This is a genomic window from Halobaculum roseum (genome assembly GCF_019880245.1).
Lineage (GTDB): Archaea > Halobacteriota > Halobacteria > Halobacteriales > Haloferacaceae > Halobaculum > Halobaculum roseum.
In genome coordinates, this window is sequence record NZ_CP082286.1 from 423,746 (window position 1) to 437,925 (window position 14,180).

Consider the following 14,180-nt stretch of genomic DNA (forward strand, 5'->3'; position numbering starts at 1 on the left):
CCATGACCAACACCGAACCCACCGATTCTACCGACCTCACCGACCCCACGTCCCACAGCGACACCGGAGCATCGACCACCGACCGGTCCGACCGCCCCGGAGCGGTCGTCCTCGTCTCCGGCGGGATGGACTCCGCGACGACGGCCTACGAGGCCCGCGAGCGCGGCTACGACCTCCACTTCCTGCACACCTCCTACGGCCAGAACACCGAGACGAAGGAGTACCGATGTGCCGAGGCGCTTCGCGACGAACTCCAGGTCCCGAGCGGGCGGTTCCTCCAAATCGAGACGGACCACCTCGCACGCATCGGCGCCTCCTCGCTCACCGATGCCTCGATGGCCGTCGAGGACGCCGACATGGACGGCGACGGCGACGAGATCCCCTCCTCGTACGTCCCCTTCCGCAACGCGAACCTCCTCTCGATGGCGGTCTCCTACGCCGAGGCGAACGCCTGCGAGGCGGTGTTTGTCGGCGCCCACTCCGAGGACTACTCCGGCTACCCCGACTGCCGTCCCGAGTTCTTCGAGGCGTTCGAGCGCATGGTCGACGTCGGGACGAAGCCCGGGACGACCATCGACATCGTCGTGCCGTTCGTGGAGGACTCCAAGACCGACATCGCCGAGCGCGGGACCGAACTGGGCGTTCCGTACGACCTGACCTGGAGCTGCTACCGCGAGGAGGCGCCCGCGTGTGGCACCTGCGACGCCTGCGCGTTCCGGCTGCAGGCGTTCCAGCGGCTCGGGATCGAGGACCCGATCGAGTACGAGGAACGCCCGGACTACACCGGCGACGAGGACCCGACCGCCGGGGCGTAGCGTCGCCCCGTCCCGAAGAGAACGACGCCGCCCCCGGCGGGCTCGCGAACCTTCTTCAGCGGTCACGGATCCAGACGTCCCGTGACACCGTGACCTGACCCTGACCCGCGGGCGTGAAGCGGTCGCGCGACGCACCGCCCGCGGTTCCGCCGGCCCGCGCCGCAGCGCCGCGGCCGGCGTTCGCGTCGCCAGTTCGCTACCCTCCCGCTGACCGGAACCGCAAGGGATTCCCGCACACTCGCGTAGCCTCCGGTGTGCCGACCGTCGCCGCCGTCGACGCGCTCGAGGACCGGGTGCCGCCGCTGGTCGGGCTCGCGGTCGCCGTCGTCGCGATCTCGACGAGCGCCATCCTCGTCGAGTTGAGCGGCGCCCCGAGCCTCGTGAAGGCGCTGTACCGCGTCGTGTTCACCACCGCGCTGCTGCTCCCGATCGCTGTGTCCCGACCGAGCGATCGCGCCGCCTTCGGCGATCTCGGGGGTCGAGATCTCCTGCTCGCGGCGGTCTCGGGCGTCGCGCTCGCGGTCCACTTCGCGTCGTGGTTCGAGAGCCTGCGCTGGACGAGCGTCGCCGCCAGCGTGACCCTCGTCCAGGCGCAGCCGCTGTTCGTCGTCGCCGGGGCGTGGGCGCTGCTCGACGAACGCGTCGGCCGGACGACGGTCGTCGGGATCGGCGTCGCACTCGTCGGCATGGCGGCGATGAGCGTCGGCGACACGCTGCTGGGCGCCGCGCCCGCCATCACCGGGCCGGACCCGCTGCTCGGGAACGCGCTCGCGGTGCTCGGCGCCGCGGCCGCCGGCGCGTACGTGCTTCTGGGTCGGTCGCTCCGCCAGCGGTTGCCGTTGCTGCCGTACGTGATCGTCGTCTACGGGACGTGTGCGCTCGCACTGCTCGCGGCGACGATCGCCCGCGGGCACCCGCTCGTGGGGTACGGGACCGACGAGTGGCTACTCTTCCTCGCGATGGCCGCTGGCCCGGGCGTGTTCGGGCACACGGTGATCAACTGGGCGCTCGCGCACGTCGAGTCCAGCGTCGTCTCGGTCTCGCTGCTGGGCGAGCCCGTCGGCAGCACGATCCTCGCGATGGTGCTGCTCGCGGAGTATCCGTCGCTGGTGACGATCGTCGGGGGCGCCGTGGTGCTCGCGGGCGTCGTCACGACGACACGGGCCCGCGAGACGTGATCGCCCGGTCGCGGTCATCCCCCTGTCGGCCACGCTCCACGCGACCTCACTCCAGGAGTTCACGCGTCTTCCGGTGACGATACCGGAACATCGCCTCGAACCCCGGCCAGCCGAGTGGCGACACCGTCCGGCCGAGCGAACCGCCTGGGAGTTCGTACCGGACCTCGTCGTCGACGACGGTCTCCTCGCCGCTCTCGTAGAAGCGGTGGGTGTGGCGCCACGTCGGGAACGGTCCCCCGTCCATGGTGTCGACGAACCGCGCGCGTCCGACCTCGGGATCGGCCTCGCGTTCCTCGATGCGCGAGGTCCACGACTGGCGCGGGCCGACGCCGAACGGTCGGGCGCTCATCTCGATAGCCGTGCCGGCGGTCAGCACTTCCGGGCTCTCCTCGCCGTCGGGGCCGACGACCCGCTCGACGCGGAGGTTCATGAATCCGGGCGTCAGCGCTTCGAGCCCGCCGATGTCGGAGTGGAACTCCCACACCTCGTCGAACGGCGCCGCGACTCGCACGCGTCGTCGGTACGTCGCCATGGTCGATACAAGGGTCGCAGGGTGAAACACGCATCGGCGGCGGCGATCGCTCGGTCCTTCACGAAGCCGTCGGGCACCTGATTGCGACAGGAGCGACGAAGGGGAGGTGGGGAAAGGGTCGGAGGAACGCGGTCGGACATCACCGCGTAGCGGCGACGCCGACGGCGCCGACGAGCGCGCCGACGAGGAAGGCGGGTTCGGCCAGCGCGAACAGCGTCAGCGGGAACGCGGCGGCGACGGCGAACGCCGTCGCGAGGTCCGTCGGAGGGCGGTACGTGTCGTCGTGCCGGCCGTGGGCCGACTGTCGGGGATACATCGTCCTGGATGTGGTGTCGGTTAGCTGTCGATCCGGGGCCCGTCGCCCCTCGTGACACCCATTAGCTGAGTCACACTTGAACGTGAGCCAGCCGTGTCAACACACCCCGCGCCTTCCGGCGACACACGGCCGTATCGGTGGCTTTTACGACCGCTCCCCCCGAGGCGTCGCGTATGAGCGAGGACACCGACGAGAGCCAGGAGTTCCGCACCGAGTCCGACAGCCTCGGCGAGATGCAGGTTCCGGCGGACGCCTACTGGGGCGCCCAGACCCAGCGCGCCGTCGAGAACTTCCCCATCAGCGGCGTCACGTTCGGGCGACGCTTCGTCCGCGCGCTCGGTGTCGTGAAGAAGGCCGCCGCGCAGGCCAACCGCGACCTGGGTCACCTGGACGAGGACACCGCCGCGGCGATCGTCGAGGCAGCGGACGAGGTCATCGCCGGCGAGCACGACGACCAGTTCCCGGTCGACGTGTTCCAGACCGGGTCGGGCACCTCCTCGAACATGAACGCCAACGAGGTCATCGCCAACCGCGCCGCCGAGATCTCCGGGGCGGAGATCGGCGACCGCGTCATCCACCCGAACGACCACGTCAACTTCGGGCAGTCGAGCAACGACGTGATCCCGACGGCGATGCACGTCGCCGCGCTGGAAGCGGTCGAGAAGGACCTCATGCCCGCACTGGAGGAGCTTCACGCCGCGCTGGAGGAGAAGGAAGCCGAGTTCGACGGCGTCGTCAAGACCGGCCGCACGCACCTCCAGGACGCGACGCCCGTCCGCCTCGGTCAGGAGTTCGGCGGCTACCGCGCGCAGGTACAGAAGGGGATCAAGCGCGTCGGCGACACGCGCTATCACCTCCGTGAGCTCGCCCTCGGCGGGACGGCCGTCGGCACCGGGCTCAACACGGACCCGGAGTTCCCCGAACTCGCCGCGGAGTACATCTCCGAGGAGACGAACACGCAGTTCCGCGAGGCCGACAACCACTTCGAGGCGCAGGCGGCCCACGACGCGATGTCGGAGGCGCACGGCGCGCTCCGCACCGTCGCCGGGAGCCTCAATAAGATCGCCAACGACCTGCGGCTGCTCGCCTCCGGTCCCCGGAACGGCCTCGGCGAGATCGAACAACCGGAGAACCAGCCCGGCTCGTCGATCATGCCCGGGAAGATCAACCCCGTCGTCGCCGAGGCAGTGAACCAGGTCCACAAGCAGGTCGTCGGCAACGACGCCGCGGTCTCGGCGGGCGCCGCCGAGGGGCAGATCGACCTCAACCTCTACAAGCCGGTGCTGGCCCACAACTTCCTCCAGTCGACGGCGATGCTCGCGAACGCGAGCTCGGTGTTCGGCGAGCGCTTCGTCGCCAAGCTCGAGGCCAACGAGGAGTACGCCGCCGAGCGCGTCGAGCAGTCGATGGCGCTGGCGACGGCACTCAACCCCGCGATCGGCTACGACAAGGCCAGCGAGGTCGCCAAGACCGCGCTGAAGGAGGACAAGACGGTCCGAGAGGTCGTGCTGGAGAAGGGGTACCTCACCGAGGAGGAGGCCGACGAGGTGCTCGATCCGGAGGCGATGACCCACCGCGGGATCCTCGGCGAGGAGTAACTGAAACGGAGCTGACCGCGGCTCAGTCGGATTCGGCCGCGCCCTCCTCCATCCGCTCGTACCGATCTCGGAACGTCGACTCGCAGGTGGGACAACAGAAGTGATACAGCGTCCCGCCGACCCGGCTCGCGACGCCCTCGCTGGTGACGCTGTTGCCGCACTCGGCACACTCCAGGGCGAACTCCGTCGCCGTGACGCTCGGGCTCCAGTCGACATCGGAGACGAGTTCGACCGCGTAGTCGTCGATCGCTTCGGCGCCGACGACCGCGGCGACCCACTCGTCGACCGCGTCGTCGGCGACCCGGGCGAACGCCACCACGTCGCTCCCGGCGGTCGTGAACACGTGTTCGACCGCCTCGCTCGTCCGAAGCGACTCGCGGAGGGTGCCGGCGTCGCCCGGCGGGAGTTCGAACCTGAGCAACACCGGGGTGCCGGCCCGCAGCAGCGACCGGTCCACGTCGATCGTGAACCGCCTGATGACACCCGACTCCCGGAGCCGCGAGACGCGGTCCGACACCGCGGGCGCGGAGAGGTCGACCGCGTCGCCGATCTCGCTGTAGGAGCGCCGGCCGTCGGCCGCGAGCATCCGGAGGATCTCCATGTCGGTCTCGTCGAGGTCGCGCATCGATCGGGGCGACGCGCGGGGCGGTGAAAAACGACTCCCCCGCCCGGTCCCGGCGACGCGGCGTCGGTCGGCCGCGGCGGGTGGCCTCCGATCATGACGACTGAAGGCCCCCGATCGCCGCGCCGGCTGTCGATCCGTCAAACATCCGATCCCGACAGTCTACGGGCCGGAACAGACCGGTACGTTCAATTCCTCCCGCTCGAAGGTATCAGGTATGCCTCAGCTCACAGCGAGAGCGACCGGTCGGGATCTCCTGCGGTGTCGACGATGCGGGACGGAGTTCCCCGAGGGACGTGCGACCGAGGACGGCTGGCACTACGCGTGTCCCGAGGACGGCTGTGACGCGAAGGGGCTCGGGAAGGGCCTCAAGCGCGTCGAGTGACGGGAGCGGCGCGGGGGGCCCCACACGAACGTCCGGCGGCCTCGTCTCGTCCGCCGGACCCGACGAACACCTTCGCCGAGCGGACGCCCCCTCGGGACGACCGACCGCACCCCTCGATCGCCCGTCGAGTCCGGCCCGTCCGCCCCGACTCACAGAGATTCAATGAGGAAGCCTACGGCTTCTGCCGTGGGAGTAATCCGACAAAACTTGGATCAACCCATGAGCGATAGCAGGTCGATCCCCCACCCCTATCCGAATAAGTTATAGAATATACGTTCGCATGTGAGGTTATCGATGGAGGTCACGCGAACGATCCCAGTCAAACTCTCGGTACCGAACGACCGACAGGATGACCTTCATCAGACCATCGACCAGTTCAATCACGCCTGCAACTACACCGTTCATAACGGCAGGAACGACGACGGTTATCTCATCCTCAACAAGTCCACGATACACGACAGAGTGTACCACGACTTACGAAATGAGACAGACCTGCCCGCGAACCTCTGCGTTCGCGCATACTCGAAGGCCGTCGAAGCGATGAAAAGCACCGTCTCGGACTGGAAGAAGGGTAACAGCCGACCACTCCCCTACTTCAACGAGCCGTCCGCCGTTTACGACAAGCGAACATTGACAATCAAGGACAGGTCGGCCACCCTCTCCACCATCAACAGCAGAGTCGCTGTTGAGTACGTTCTCGGAGACTACCAGAAATCCTACCTCGGTGATGACGACTACGAGAAGCGGATGGGGACGCTCCACTACCGCGAGGACGAAGACGCGTTCTACCTCCACATCGTCATCAAGAAAGAAGTCGAAGAACGTGACGGTGACACAGTACTGGGCGTGGACTTGAACCTAAAGAATGTCGCCGTGACCAGCGTGGGATCGTTCTACGACGGGGGCGAACTGTTGTGGGGGCAGAATCACTACTTCCGCGTGCGTCGGAGCCTTCAGCACAAAGGCACTCGCTCCGCCAAGCAGGTACTCCGGCGACTGTCGGGGCGAGAAAACCGCTTCGTGCTGACCCGCCTGCACACGATTTCTCGACGCATCGTGGAAGAAGCCGACGCTTATGACTGCTCGTACATCGCCGTCGAACGCTTAACCCATATCCGCGAGCGGATGGACAACAGGAACGACCAACTGAAGCGCCAGATGCACAACTGGGCGTTCCGCGAACTTCAAGAGATGCTCGCGTACAAAGCCAGCGAGTACGGCATCCGAGTCGAGCAAATTCCTCCTGCGTTTACCTCGCAGACGTGCTCGAAGTGCGGGCATCAGTCAAGCACGAACCGTGACTCGGATGGATGGTTCGAGTGTAACGAGTGTGGGTACTCGGTTGACGGCGACTACAACGCGGCGAAGAACATCGGCAAGAAGTTGCTAACTTTACCATCGGGCAAACGCCCCGATGGGTTGGGCGACGGTCATCTCGCCCTCAAGTCCGGGACGCTGAACGGGAATGGCGATTACACCGCCTACGACCGTACGTCGTCAGACCAGAAGTCCACGGACAGGCCCACGACTTCAGTCGTGGGTTGATGACACCCTTTTTCTCCCCGGCAGCCGCAGGTTCGCGCAATGACCGATCGCTCGTTCGACCCCGAGGAACTCGGCCTCGTCGCGGGGCTGGAGATCCACCAGCAGCTCGACACGGCGACGAAGCTCTTCTGTGACTCGCCGACGGCGCTCCGCGAGCCCGAGGAGGCCGAGCACACGATCACGCGCTACCTCCACCCGACGAAGTCGGAGCTGGGCGAGATCGACGACGCCGCACTCGAGGAGTCGCAGGTCGATCGCACCTTCGAGTACCTCGCGTACGACTCCACCTGTCTCGTCGAGGAGGACGACGAGCCGCCCCACGAGCTGGACGAGGAGGCGCTCGAGGTGGCGATGCAGATCGCCGACCTGCTCGACATGCACGTCGTCGACCAGGCGCACGTGATGCGCAAGATCGTCATCGACGGGTCGAACACCTCCGGGTTCCAGCGTTCGACGCTGCTCGCCCAGGAGGGCGAGATCGAGACCAGCGACGGCCCCGTCGGCATCGAGGACCTCATGCTGGAGGAGGAGTCGGCGAAGCGCGTCGCGGAGACCGAGGAGGGCGTGCGCTACTCGCTGGACAGGCTCGGGATCCCGCTGGTCGAGATCGGCACGAAGCCGGACATCTCGACGCCCGAGCAGGCCCGCGAGGCCGCCCAACGCATCGGGATGTTGCTGCGTTCGACGGGCACGGTGAAGCGCGGACTCGGCACGATCCGTCAGGACGTGAACGTCTCCATCGCGGAGGGCGCCCGCGTCGAGATCAAGGGCGTCCAGGCGCTCGACCAGATCGACGAGATCGTCGAGACCGAGGTGCGCCGCCAGAAGGAACTCGTCGACATCGCCGCGGAGCTCCGCGAGCGCGACGCCGCCGTCGGCGACCCGGTCGACGTGACCGACACCTTCGCGGACACCGACTCCGGCGTCATCGCGGGCGCGCTCGACTCGGGCGGCGTCGTTCACGCGGTCCGCCTCGCGGGCTTCGACGGCCTCGTCGGGACGGAGATCGCCCCCGATCGCCGGCTCGGCACCGAACTCTCCGATCACGCGAAGCGCCACGGCGCCGGCGGCATCTTCCACACGGACGAGCTTCCGGCCTACGGCGTCACCGAGGGCGAGGTCGAGGCCCTGCGGGAGGCCGTCGACGCGGGGCCGGGCGACGCGGTCGCGCTCGTCGCCGACGACCCCGAGACCGCCAAATTGGCGATCGAGGCGGCCGCCGAGCGCGCGGAGACGGCCATCAACGACGTTCCCGAGGAGACGCGCGGCGCCAACGACGACGGCACGACCCGCTACATGCGTCCGCTGCCCGGCGCCGCTCGGTTGTACCCCGAGACCGACGTGCCGCCCGTCGAGCCGGATCCCAGCGAGGTCGAGACGCCCGAACTCCTGACCGAGAAGGTGGACCGCTACCAGGAGGAGTACGGCCTCGGCGCCGGGCTCGCCGAGCAGGTCGCGTACGGCCGCCGGATGCCGCTGTTCGAGTCGGTCGTCGCCGACGGCGTCGACCCCACCTTCGCGGCGACGACGCTGGAGTCGACGCTGACGGAGCTGCGCCGCCACGACGTGCCGGTCGGCGAACTGACCGACGACCACCTCCGCGACGTGCTCGCGCTCGTCGAGGACGGCGAGTTGGCGAAGGAGGGAGTCGGCGACGTGCTGACGGTGCTCGCGGAGCAGCCCGACCTCGACGCCGAGGAGGCGGTGGAGGAGGCGGGACTGTCGGGCGTCGACGAGGACGAGGTACGCGAGGCGGTCGCCGAGGTCGTCGAGCGCAACGCCGAGCAGGTCGAGGCCGAGGGCATGGGCGCTTTCTCGGGGCTGATGGGCGAGGCGATGGGCGCGCTGCGCGGGAAGGCCGACGGCGAGGTCGTCAGCGACGTGCTCCGCGAGGAGATCCAGAAGCGGGCGTAAGACCGACGGGTTCGGCCGCTCCGACACGATTCTCCCGTTAATCCGGTAGCCGTGGTGGCGCGCGCCGGCGGGCCTCCGTGCCCGCCGGGAGCGCGCGAGGGATGAGCACCGTAACGCGAGCGGAGCGAGCGTGAGGAGCGCAATCGGTTGGGGAGGACGAGGCGGCGGTGCGGTCGCCGGGGGCGGGACTGAAAGGGGCCGCGGGGCTCGGCGAAGGAGCGGAGCGGTGAGCACCGCAGGCGAACGGAGTGAGCCGAGGAGCGCGCCGCCCGCACCGAGTCGAGCCCCGCGGGGGCTTTCGCGGAAGCCAGCACGGTGTTGCGAACGGGCAGTAATCCGACCATCACCGCCACGAGGACTGCCGAACCCGAGCAACCACACGATTAAACCCCGCAACCACCGAACCACGATCAGTGCCGCATCAGGAGGAACTCTCGAACCCCTACGGGATGGACACCGACTGCCGACACTGTCCCGCGCTCGTCGACTGCCGCGAGCGGGTCGTCCACGGCTACGGCGACGCCGAGGCGGAGGTGCTGGTCCTCGGGGAGGCGCCCACCGCGGGCGCCGAGCGCACGGGCGTTCCGTTCACAGGCGACGAGGCCGGGGAGCGGATCCAGCGAGTCCTCGGCGAACTAGGCCTGTCACGCTCGCCGCCCGACGCCGACGAGCCCGACCTCCAGAACGTCTACACGACCTACCTCACGCGGTGTCGCCACCCCGACCGGGGACCGACCGACGAGGAGGTGGCAAACTGCGACGCCTTCCTCACCGCCGAGGTCCGGATGATCAACCCCGAGCTGATCGTTCCCGTCGGCCAGCGCGCGCTGGAGGCGCTCGCGATCGAGTACACCACCCGCGCGCCCGACTCCTTCGACGCCGAGGCCGAACACGCGACCACCGTCCGCGGCCGAGGGTTCGAACTCCTGCCGATGAAGGACCTCGACGACCTCACCGACGCGGACGCGGACCGGTTCCTCACGCACGTGAAGGAGAACGTCTTCTCGCGCGACTACCGGCAGACGAAGGGGCGACGGAGTCGCTGACTGCGGGCGATCACGTGTCGTCGGCGCGCGGATGGCTCACCAGTACGGCGTCTCCCGAGTCGTGGGCGCGCCCCGGCGTCCCCACCCGACGGCCGCGAGCAGAGCGACGACGAGCAACGCCGCCGTCGCGAGCAGGCCGACCGTCGGGATGTCGCTCACCGCGGGCCCAGTCGCGACCAGGAACGAGAGCGCGGCCGCGGCGGCGAGCACGGATAGCAGCGAACCGAGTCGGACGAGGGCGGCGGTCAGGTCCATGCCGACGCTGCGGCGCGGCGTTTGATAAACCCCTTTGCCGCTCGCGCCCCACCACGCCGTATGACCGTCGTCGCCGTCCTCGCCGACCCGCCACGTCCCGGACTCGCCCTGCCAGACCTCGTCGAGACGACCCCGCTGTCGGCCGCCGACGCCGCCGACCTGTACGCGGCGTGCCTGAGGGACGTCTTCCGCGCGGTCGAACGCTCCGGCGGCGACCTCCTCGTCAACTACCGCCCCGACGACCTCCTCCCGGACGAGCACGTGACCGACACGTCGAGCGAGGCACAGCTGCGCGCGCTCGCCGGCGAGGCGCTCGACGACGTGACCGAGGCGCGCTTCGAGCCCCAGGTCGGCTCGACGCTCTCGGCGCGCGCGGGCAACACCGCGACGCACCTCCTGCGCGAGGAGGGCGTCGACTCCGTCGCCGTGACGCGGGGGACCGCCCCGCTGCTCACCCGCACCGTGATCGACTCGGCGGCGATGAAGCTCCGCGGGAACCAGACCGTCCTCGGGCCCTCGACGCGCGGGCGGACCTACTACGCGGGCTTCACCGCGCCCGTCGACTACGAGGACGCCTTCGGGGGGCCGGAGCTGGAGACGCTCGTCGACCGCGCGAACGACGCCGGCCACCGCGTCGAGTTCCTCCCGATGCACGTGGGCATCGAGACCGCCGCGGACCTGCGCGACCTGCTGCCGGTGTTGTGGAGCCGGATCGAATCCGAGCGGGTCGTCCCCGAGCACACCGCGACGTTCGTCCACGAGCACGGCCTGCGCGTGCGCGACGGCGCGGTCGTGCTCGACGGTTGACCGAAGGAAGCCGGCGATCCGCTCGGAACTCGGCACCGACCGGTGATCCGCTCGGACAACGACCCCGGCCTGCGACCGTTAGGACTTAGACGCGGACCGCGGAAGGACCGAGTGTGGTGGGGTGGCAGAGTGGCCTATTGCGTCTGCCTTGAAAGCAGATGGCGCAAGCCTCCTGGGTTCGAATCCCAGCCCCACCGAACTTCTCGAAAAACAGCGACGCGTGAGCGGTTCGACCGCCCCGACCCTACAGGAACTGCCCGGCGACGTACCGCCAGACGCCCAGCGACACCGAGCCGACGATCAGCATCACGGCCGCGAAAGTGATCGCGACGCCGCCATCGACGACCGGGGTCGCGCGGACGAGCAGTCCGATGACGGCCGCGGGGATCCACGACCGGATCGCCAGCGGCACCGACGCCTTCGCCGACTCGGCGGCGCCGGCGGAGTACGCGCCGATGAGCGGCGCCGCGACGACCCATCCGAGGAGGAAGGGCGCCGCCACGGTGAGCAGCGCGATCGCGTCGCCCGCGTTCGCGAGCGGGAACGGCACGCTTCCGTGCTGGATCGTGCCGGCGTAGATGAACGCGACGATGACGAGCAGGTCGCCGACCGCGAGCGGGAGCGCGGCCCTGTCGACCCGGTTCGCGAGGAACGAGCCCGAGCCAGTGTCCGTTGCCATACCCGCCCGTTCGTCCGATCCGGCTTAACGCCCGCGTTCCGCGGTCGGCTTCCACACACGTTATGGACTCGGCTTCACGCCGGCGACGGTGTACCCGAAGCCGGGCTCGACGACGTGCCCGCGCAGCCCCGCGTCGTCGAGCATGCCGGCCAGCGCCTCCGCGGCGAAGAACCGCGAGTCCATCCCCGCGACCGACTCCAGCGTCGCGAGCGCTCGTCCGCGGCGAGTCGAGGGGTCGAACTCGCGAACCACGAGCACGCCGCCGGGCGCCAGCGCGCGGGCGACCTCCCGGATCGCCGCCTCCGGCTCGGGAAAGTGATGGAGCGCGTCGGTGATCACGACCGCGTCGAGGCTCGCGTCGCGGACCGGCAGCGTCGCGGCGTCGGCGCGGACGCCCTGAAGACCGTCCTCGCGGGCGCGCCGGAGCATCCCCGCGGAGTAGTCGAACACGGTCGCGTCGATCCGCAGGTCCCGGAGCGTTCGGCTCGCGCGGCCGGTTCCGCCGCCCAGGTCCACGACGCGTTCGAGCGGGCGGTGCGCGAACGCCAGTCCCGCGCGCAGGTCCTCGGCGCGCGCCGGCGGCATGAACACGTCGTACAGGGGGGCGATCCGGTCGAAGAAGCCCACGTCGCCGTACCCGAACATGCCCGACCCGACGGGGCGCGAGAGATTAGGCGTGGCGCTGAAGTCGCGGCCGCGCGTAGCCGACGCGTGGAGTTCCGACTGCTCGGCTGGCCGGAAGACGGGGTCGTCCTCCGACTCGACCACCGCGAGTACGCCTACGCGGGGAAGTTCGTCATGTCGAGCACCGGGAAGGCCTTGGCCGTCGATGGCGAAGTCGCCGATACCGCCGACGGCGGCGAGACCGACGACGACGCCGTGTTCCGGCTCCCGGACGACCCGAAACGGGAGTACGTCGCGCCCGCGGGAGCGGTGGCGTTCAACGATGACCGAAGCGACGCCGACGCGCTGTGGCTCCGCTACGTGACCGTCCGCCGCGGGCGACGCGGAGAAGGGATCGGCCCGCAGCTGTGCGCTTTCGTCGTCGCCCGCGCCGCCGAGCGTGGCTACGAGCGCGTCCGCATCGCCGTCAACAACGCCTACAGCTACGAGGCGCTCCACAAGGTCGGGTTCGCGTGGACCGGCCGCGAGACGGGCATCGCGGAACTCGTGCTGGAACGTCCCGCCCGCGAACCCGCCGTCGTCGACTCGGATACCTACCGAGAGGGGTTGGCGACGATCGTCGCCCGCGACGACGTGGACGACGGCGAGCGGACGTTCGCCGAGCGCAAGCGAGAGCGCGGGCCGCCCGCGGTCGATGTCGCCTGAGCGATCGCCGACGGTTGCCGACGGTCGCGGACGGTCGTCGCCGGCGGCGACTCGGGAGCTTCAAACGCCACGGGCCCCACACGCCGACAATGGGAAACGCGGACCTGCGTGACATCGCGCACATCGAGGCGGTCGCCTTCGACGACCTTTCCGGGGTGGTCGCCGTGGACGCGCACAACTGGCTGTACCGCTACCTCACGACGACGGTGAAGTTCACCAGCGACCACCGCTACACGACCGACGCGGGCGAGGAGGTGGCGAACCTCATCGGCATCGTGCAGGGGCTGCCGAAGTTCGTGGAGAACGACCTCACGCCGGTGTTCGTCTTCGACGGCGGCGTCACGGACCTGAAGGACGACGAGGTGGCGAAGCGCCGCGAGGCCCGAGAGCAGGCCGAGGAGCGCAGGCAGGCGGCCGAGGAGCGCGGCGACTCCGTGGAGGCCGCCCGGCTGGAGGCGCGCACGCAGCGACTCACGGACACGATCCACGAGACCTCCCGGGAGCTGCTCCGCCTGCTCGACGTGCCGGTCGTCGAGGCGCCCGCCGAGGGCGAGGCGCAGTGTGCGTACATGAACCGCGTCGGCGACGCCGACTACACGGGAAGCGAGGACTACGACACGATGCTGTTCGGCGGGCCCCGGACGCTCCGCCAGCTCACCTCGAAGGGCGACCCGGAGCTGATGGACCTGGAGGCGACGCTCGCCGACCACGACATCACCCTCGAACAGCTCGTCGACGTGGCGATGCTGTGCGGGACGGACTTCAACGAGGGCGTCACGGGGATCGGCCCGAAGACGGCGCTGAAGGCGGTGAAGGAACACGGCGACCTGTTCGCGGTTCTGGAGGCACGCGACGCCGAGATCCCGAACGCCGACCGCATCCGGGAGTTCTTCCGCTCGCCGCCGGTGACCGACGACTACGACCTCGACGGGACGATCACGCCGGACGTGGACGCCGCCCGCGCGTACGTCGTCGACGAGTGGGAGGTCGACCCCGACGAGGTCGAGCGCGGCTTCGAGCGCATCGAGGAGGCGCTCACGCAGACCGGGCTCGACGACTGGACGTAGGCGGCCCGTATGACGGCCGCTGTTCGGGATCGATGCGGACCACGCTCCGACGCTTTCGGTCGGATCCGATGGGATTAACACTGCCCGCCGGA

16 protein-coding genes and 1 tRNA gene are annotated in these 14,180 nt (G+C 69.4%); 11 read left to right on the forward strand and 6 right to left on the reverse strand.

The window, feature by feature from the left end; translation table 11 throughout:
* Nucleotides 1-2 precede the first annotated feature (2 nt).
* Nucleotides 3-815, forward strand: coding sequence for a 7-cyano-7-deazaguanine synthase QueC (queC, locus tag K6T36_RS02195; protein WP_222922399.1), 813 nt, complete (start codon nucleotides 3-5; stop codon nucleotides 813-815).
* A gap of 254 nt (nucleotides 816-1,069) precedes the next feature.
* Nucleotides 1,070-1,993 carry a DMT family transporter gene (locus tag K6T36_RS02200; RefSeq protein ID WP_225935163.1) on the forward strand — a complete coding sequence of 308 codons (924 nt, stop codon included), beginning with the start codon at nucleotides 1,070-1,072 and terminating at the stop codon, nucleotides 1,991-1,993.
* 46 nt (nucleotides 1,994-2,039) lie between these two features.
* Here the strand turns inward: K6T36_RS02200 and K6T36_RS02205 are convergent, their stop codons facing one another.
* Both K6T36_RS02205 and K6T36_RS02210 read right to left on the reverse strand, forming a co-directional pair.
* The gene (locus tag K6T36_RS02205) at nucleotides 2,040-2,525 is read right to left on the reverse strand and encodes an SRPBCC family protein (RefSeq protein ID WP_222922400.1); all 486 of its coding nucleotides are present in this window, start codon (nucleotides 2,523-2,525) and stop codon (nucleotides 2,040-2,042) included.
* Nucleotides 2,526-2,664: 139 nt separating this feature from the next.
* Complete coding sequence (locus tag K6T36_RS02210) at nucleotides 2,665-2,841, reverse strand: hypothetical protein (protein WP_222607835.1); 177 nt, start codon at nucleotides 2,839-2,841, stop codon at nucleotides 2,665-2,667.
* Between the two features lie 173 nt (nucleotides 2,842-3,014).
* On the opposite strand from K6T36_RS02210, the gene K6T36_RS02215 reads away from it, so the two are divergent.
* On the forward strand, nucleotides 3,015-4,439 hold the full coding sequence (locus K6T36_RS02215; protein ID WP_222922401.1) for a class II fumarate hydratase: 1,425 nt from the start codon (nucleotides 3,015-3,017) through the stop codon (nucleotides 4,437-4,439).
* A gap of 22 nt (nucleotides 4,440-4,461) precedes the next feature.
* Here K6T36_RS02215 and K6T36_RS02220 read toward each other — a convergent pair whose 3' ends face one another.
* Nucleotides 4,462-5,064 (reverse strand): winged helix-turn-helix transcriptional regulator, encoded by a 603-nt coding sequence (locus K6T36_RS02220; protein ID WP_222922402.1) that lies wholly within the window; start codon nucleotides 5,062-5,064, stop codon nucleotides 4,462-4,464.
* A gap of 214 nt (nucleotides 5,065-5,278) precedes the next feature.
* Here K6T36_RS02220 and K6T36_RS02225 point away from each other — a divergent pair, with 214 nt between their 5' ends.
* The 4 genes from K6T36_RS02225 (at nucleotide 5,279) to K6T36_RS02240 (ending at nucleotide 9,951) form a co-directional block, all read left to right on the forward strand.
* Nucleotides 5,279-5,446 (forward strand): HVO_2901 family zinc finger protein, encoded by a 168-nt coding sequence (locus tag K6T36_RS02225; RefSeq protein ID WP_222607838.1) that lies wholly within the window; start codon nucleotides 5,279-5,281, stop codon nucleotides 5,444-5,446.
* A 294-nt stretch (nucleotides 5,447-5,740) separates the two neighbouring features.
* Nucleotides 5,741-6,991 carry an RNA-guided endonuclease InsQ/TnpB family protein gene (locus tag K6T36_RS02230; protein WP_222922403.1) on the forward strand — a complete coding sequence of 417 codons (1,251 nt, stop codon included), beginning with the start codon at nucleotides 5,741-5,743 and terminating at the stop codon, nucleotides 6,989-6,991.
* Nucleotides 6,992-7,030: 39 nt separating this feature from the next.
* On the forward strand, nucleotides 7,031-8,905 hold the full coding sequence (gene gatE, locus K6T36_RS02235; protein ID WP_222922404.1) for a Glu-tRNA(Gln) amidotransferase subunit GatE: 1,875 nt from the start codon (nucleotides 7,031-7,033) through the stop codon (nucleotides 8,903-8,905).
* Nucleotides 8,906-9,354: 449 nt separating this feature from the next.
* Nucleotides 9,355-9,951, forward strand: a complete 597-nt coding sequence (locus K6T36_RS02240; protein WP_222923332.1) for a uracil-DNA glycosylase — start codon at nucleotides 9,355-9,357, stop codon at nucleotides 9,949-9,951.
* Nucleotides 9,952-9,987: 36 nt separating this feature from the next.
* Here K6T36_RS02240 and K6T36_RS02245 read toward each other — a convergent pair whose 3' ends face one another.
* Nucleotides 9,988-10,206: a hypothetical protein gene (locus K6T36_RS02245; RefSeq protein WP_222922405.1), complete on the reverse strand. Its 219-nt coding sequence runs from the start codon at nucleotides 10,204-10,206 to the stop codon at nucleotides 9,988-9,990.
* A 60-nt stretch (nucleotides 10,207-10,266) separates the two neighbouring features.
* Between K6T36_RS02245 and K6T36_RS02250 the strand changes: the two genes are divergently transcribed.
* Both K6T36_RS02250 and K6T36_RS02255 read left to right on the forward strand, forming a co-directional pair.
* Nucleotides 10,267-11,013 carry a hypothetical protein gene (locus K6T36_RS02250; protein ID WP_222922406.1) on the forward strand — a complete coding sequence of 249 codons (747 nt, stop codon included), beginning with the start codon at nucleotides 10,267-10,269 and terminating at the stop codon, nucleotides 11,011-11,013.
* A 115-nt stretch (nucleotides 11,014-11,128) separates the two neighbouring features.
* Nucleotides 11,129-11,210: transfer RNA gene (locus K6T36_RS02255), tRNA-Ser, on the forward strand.
* A 47-nt stretch (nucleotides 11,211-11,257) separates the two neighbouring features.
* Here K6T36_RS02255 and K6T36_RS02260 read toward each other — a convergent pair.
* Together K6T36_RS02260 and K6T36_RS02265 are read right to left on the reverse strand one after the other, a co-directional pair.
* Nucleotides 11,258-11,692: a DUF3054 domain-containing protein gene (locus K6T36_RS02260; RefSeq protein WP_222922407.1), complete on the reverse strand. Its 435-nt coding sequence runs from the start codon at nucleotides 11,690-11,692 to the stop codon at nucleotides 11,258-11,260.
* Nucleotides 11,693-11,752: 60 nt separating this feature from the next.
* The gene (locus tag K6T36_RS02265; RefSeq protein WP_222922408.1) at nucleotides 11,753-12,337 is read right to left on the reverse strand and encodes a class I SAM-dependent methyltransferase; all 585 of its coding nucleotides are present in this window, start codon (nucleotides 12,335-12,337) and stop codon (nucleotides 11,753-11,755) included.
* Nucleotides 12,338-12,403: 66 nt separating this feature from the next.
* Between K6T36_RS02265 and K6T36_RS02270 the strand changes: the two genes are divergently transcribed.
* Together K6T36_RS02270 and fen are read left to right on the forward strand one after the other, a co-directional pair.
* Nucleotides 12,404-13,021 (forward strand): GNAT family N-acetyltransferase, encoded by a 618-nt coding sequence (locus K6T36_RS02270; RefSeq protein ID WP_222922409.1) that lies wholly within the window; start codon nucleotides 12,404-12,406, stop codon nucleotides 13,019-13,021.
* An 89-nt stretch (nucleotides 13,022-13,110) separates the two neighbouring features.
* Nucleotides 13,111-14,088, forward strand: coding sequence for a flap endonuclease-1 (fen, locus tag K6T36_RS02275; protein WP_222922410.1), 978 nt, complete (start codon nucleotides 13,111-13,113; stop codon nucleotides 14,086-14,088).
* The last annotated feature ends 92 nt before the right edge of the window (nucleotides 14,089-14,180 follow it).

Coding starts and splice junctions, on each gene's coding strand:
- K6T36_RS02220 (WP_222922402.1), bottom strand. CDS start 5,064: ATGCGCGACCTCGACGAGACCGACATGGAGATCCTCCGGATGCTCGCG.
- K6T36_RS02230 (WP_222922403.1), top strand. CDS start 5,741: ATGGAGGTCACGCGAACGATCCCAGTCAAACTCTCGGTACCGAACGAC.
- K6T36_RS02250 (WP_222922406.1), top strand. CDS start 10,267: ATGACCGTCGTCGCCGTCCTCGCCGACCCGCCACGTCCCGGACTCGCC.
- K6T36_RS02215 (WP_222922401.1), top strand. CDS start 3,015: ATGAGCGAGGACACCGACGAGAGCCAGGAGTTCCGCACCGAGTCCGAC.
- K6T36_RS02265 (WP_222922408.1), bottom strand. CDS start 12,337: ATGTTCGGGTACGGCGACGTGGGCTTCTTCGACCGGATCGCCCCCCTG.
- K6T36_RS02245 (WP_222922405.1), bottom strand. CDS start 10,206: ATGGACCTGACCGCCGCCCTCGTCCGACTCGGTTCGCTGCTATCCGTG.
- queC (WP_222922399.1), top strand. CDS start 3: ATGACCAACACCGAACCCACCGATTCTACCGACCTCACCGACCCCACG.
- K6T36_RS02260 (WP_222922407.1), bottom strand. CDS start 11,692: ATGGCAACGGACACTGGCTCGGGCTCGTTCCTCGCGAACCGGGTCGAC.
- K6T36_RS02225 (WP_222607838.1), top strand. CDS start 5,279: ATGCCTCAGCTCACAGCGAGAGCGACCGGTCGGGATCTCCTGCGGTGT.
- fen (WP_222922410.1), top strand. CDS start 13,111: ATGGGAAACGCGGACCTGCGTGACATCGCGCACATCGAGGCGGTCGCC.
- K6T36_RS02240 (WP_222923332.1), top strand. CDS start 9,355: ATGGACACCGACTGCCGACACTGTCCCGCGCTCGTCGACTGCCGCGAG.
- gatE (WP_222922404.1), top strand. CDS start 7,031: ATGACCGATCGCTCGTTCGACCCCGAGGAACTCGGCCTCGTCGCGGGG.
- K6T36_RS02210 (WP_222607835.1), bottom strand. CDS start 2,841: ATGTATCCCCGACAGTCGGCCCACGGCCGGCACGACGACACGTACCGC.
- K6T36_RS02205 (WP_222922400.1), bottom strand. CDS start 2,525: ATGGCGACGTACCGACGACGCGTGCGAGTCGCGGCGCCGTTCGACGAG.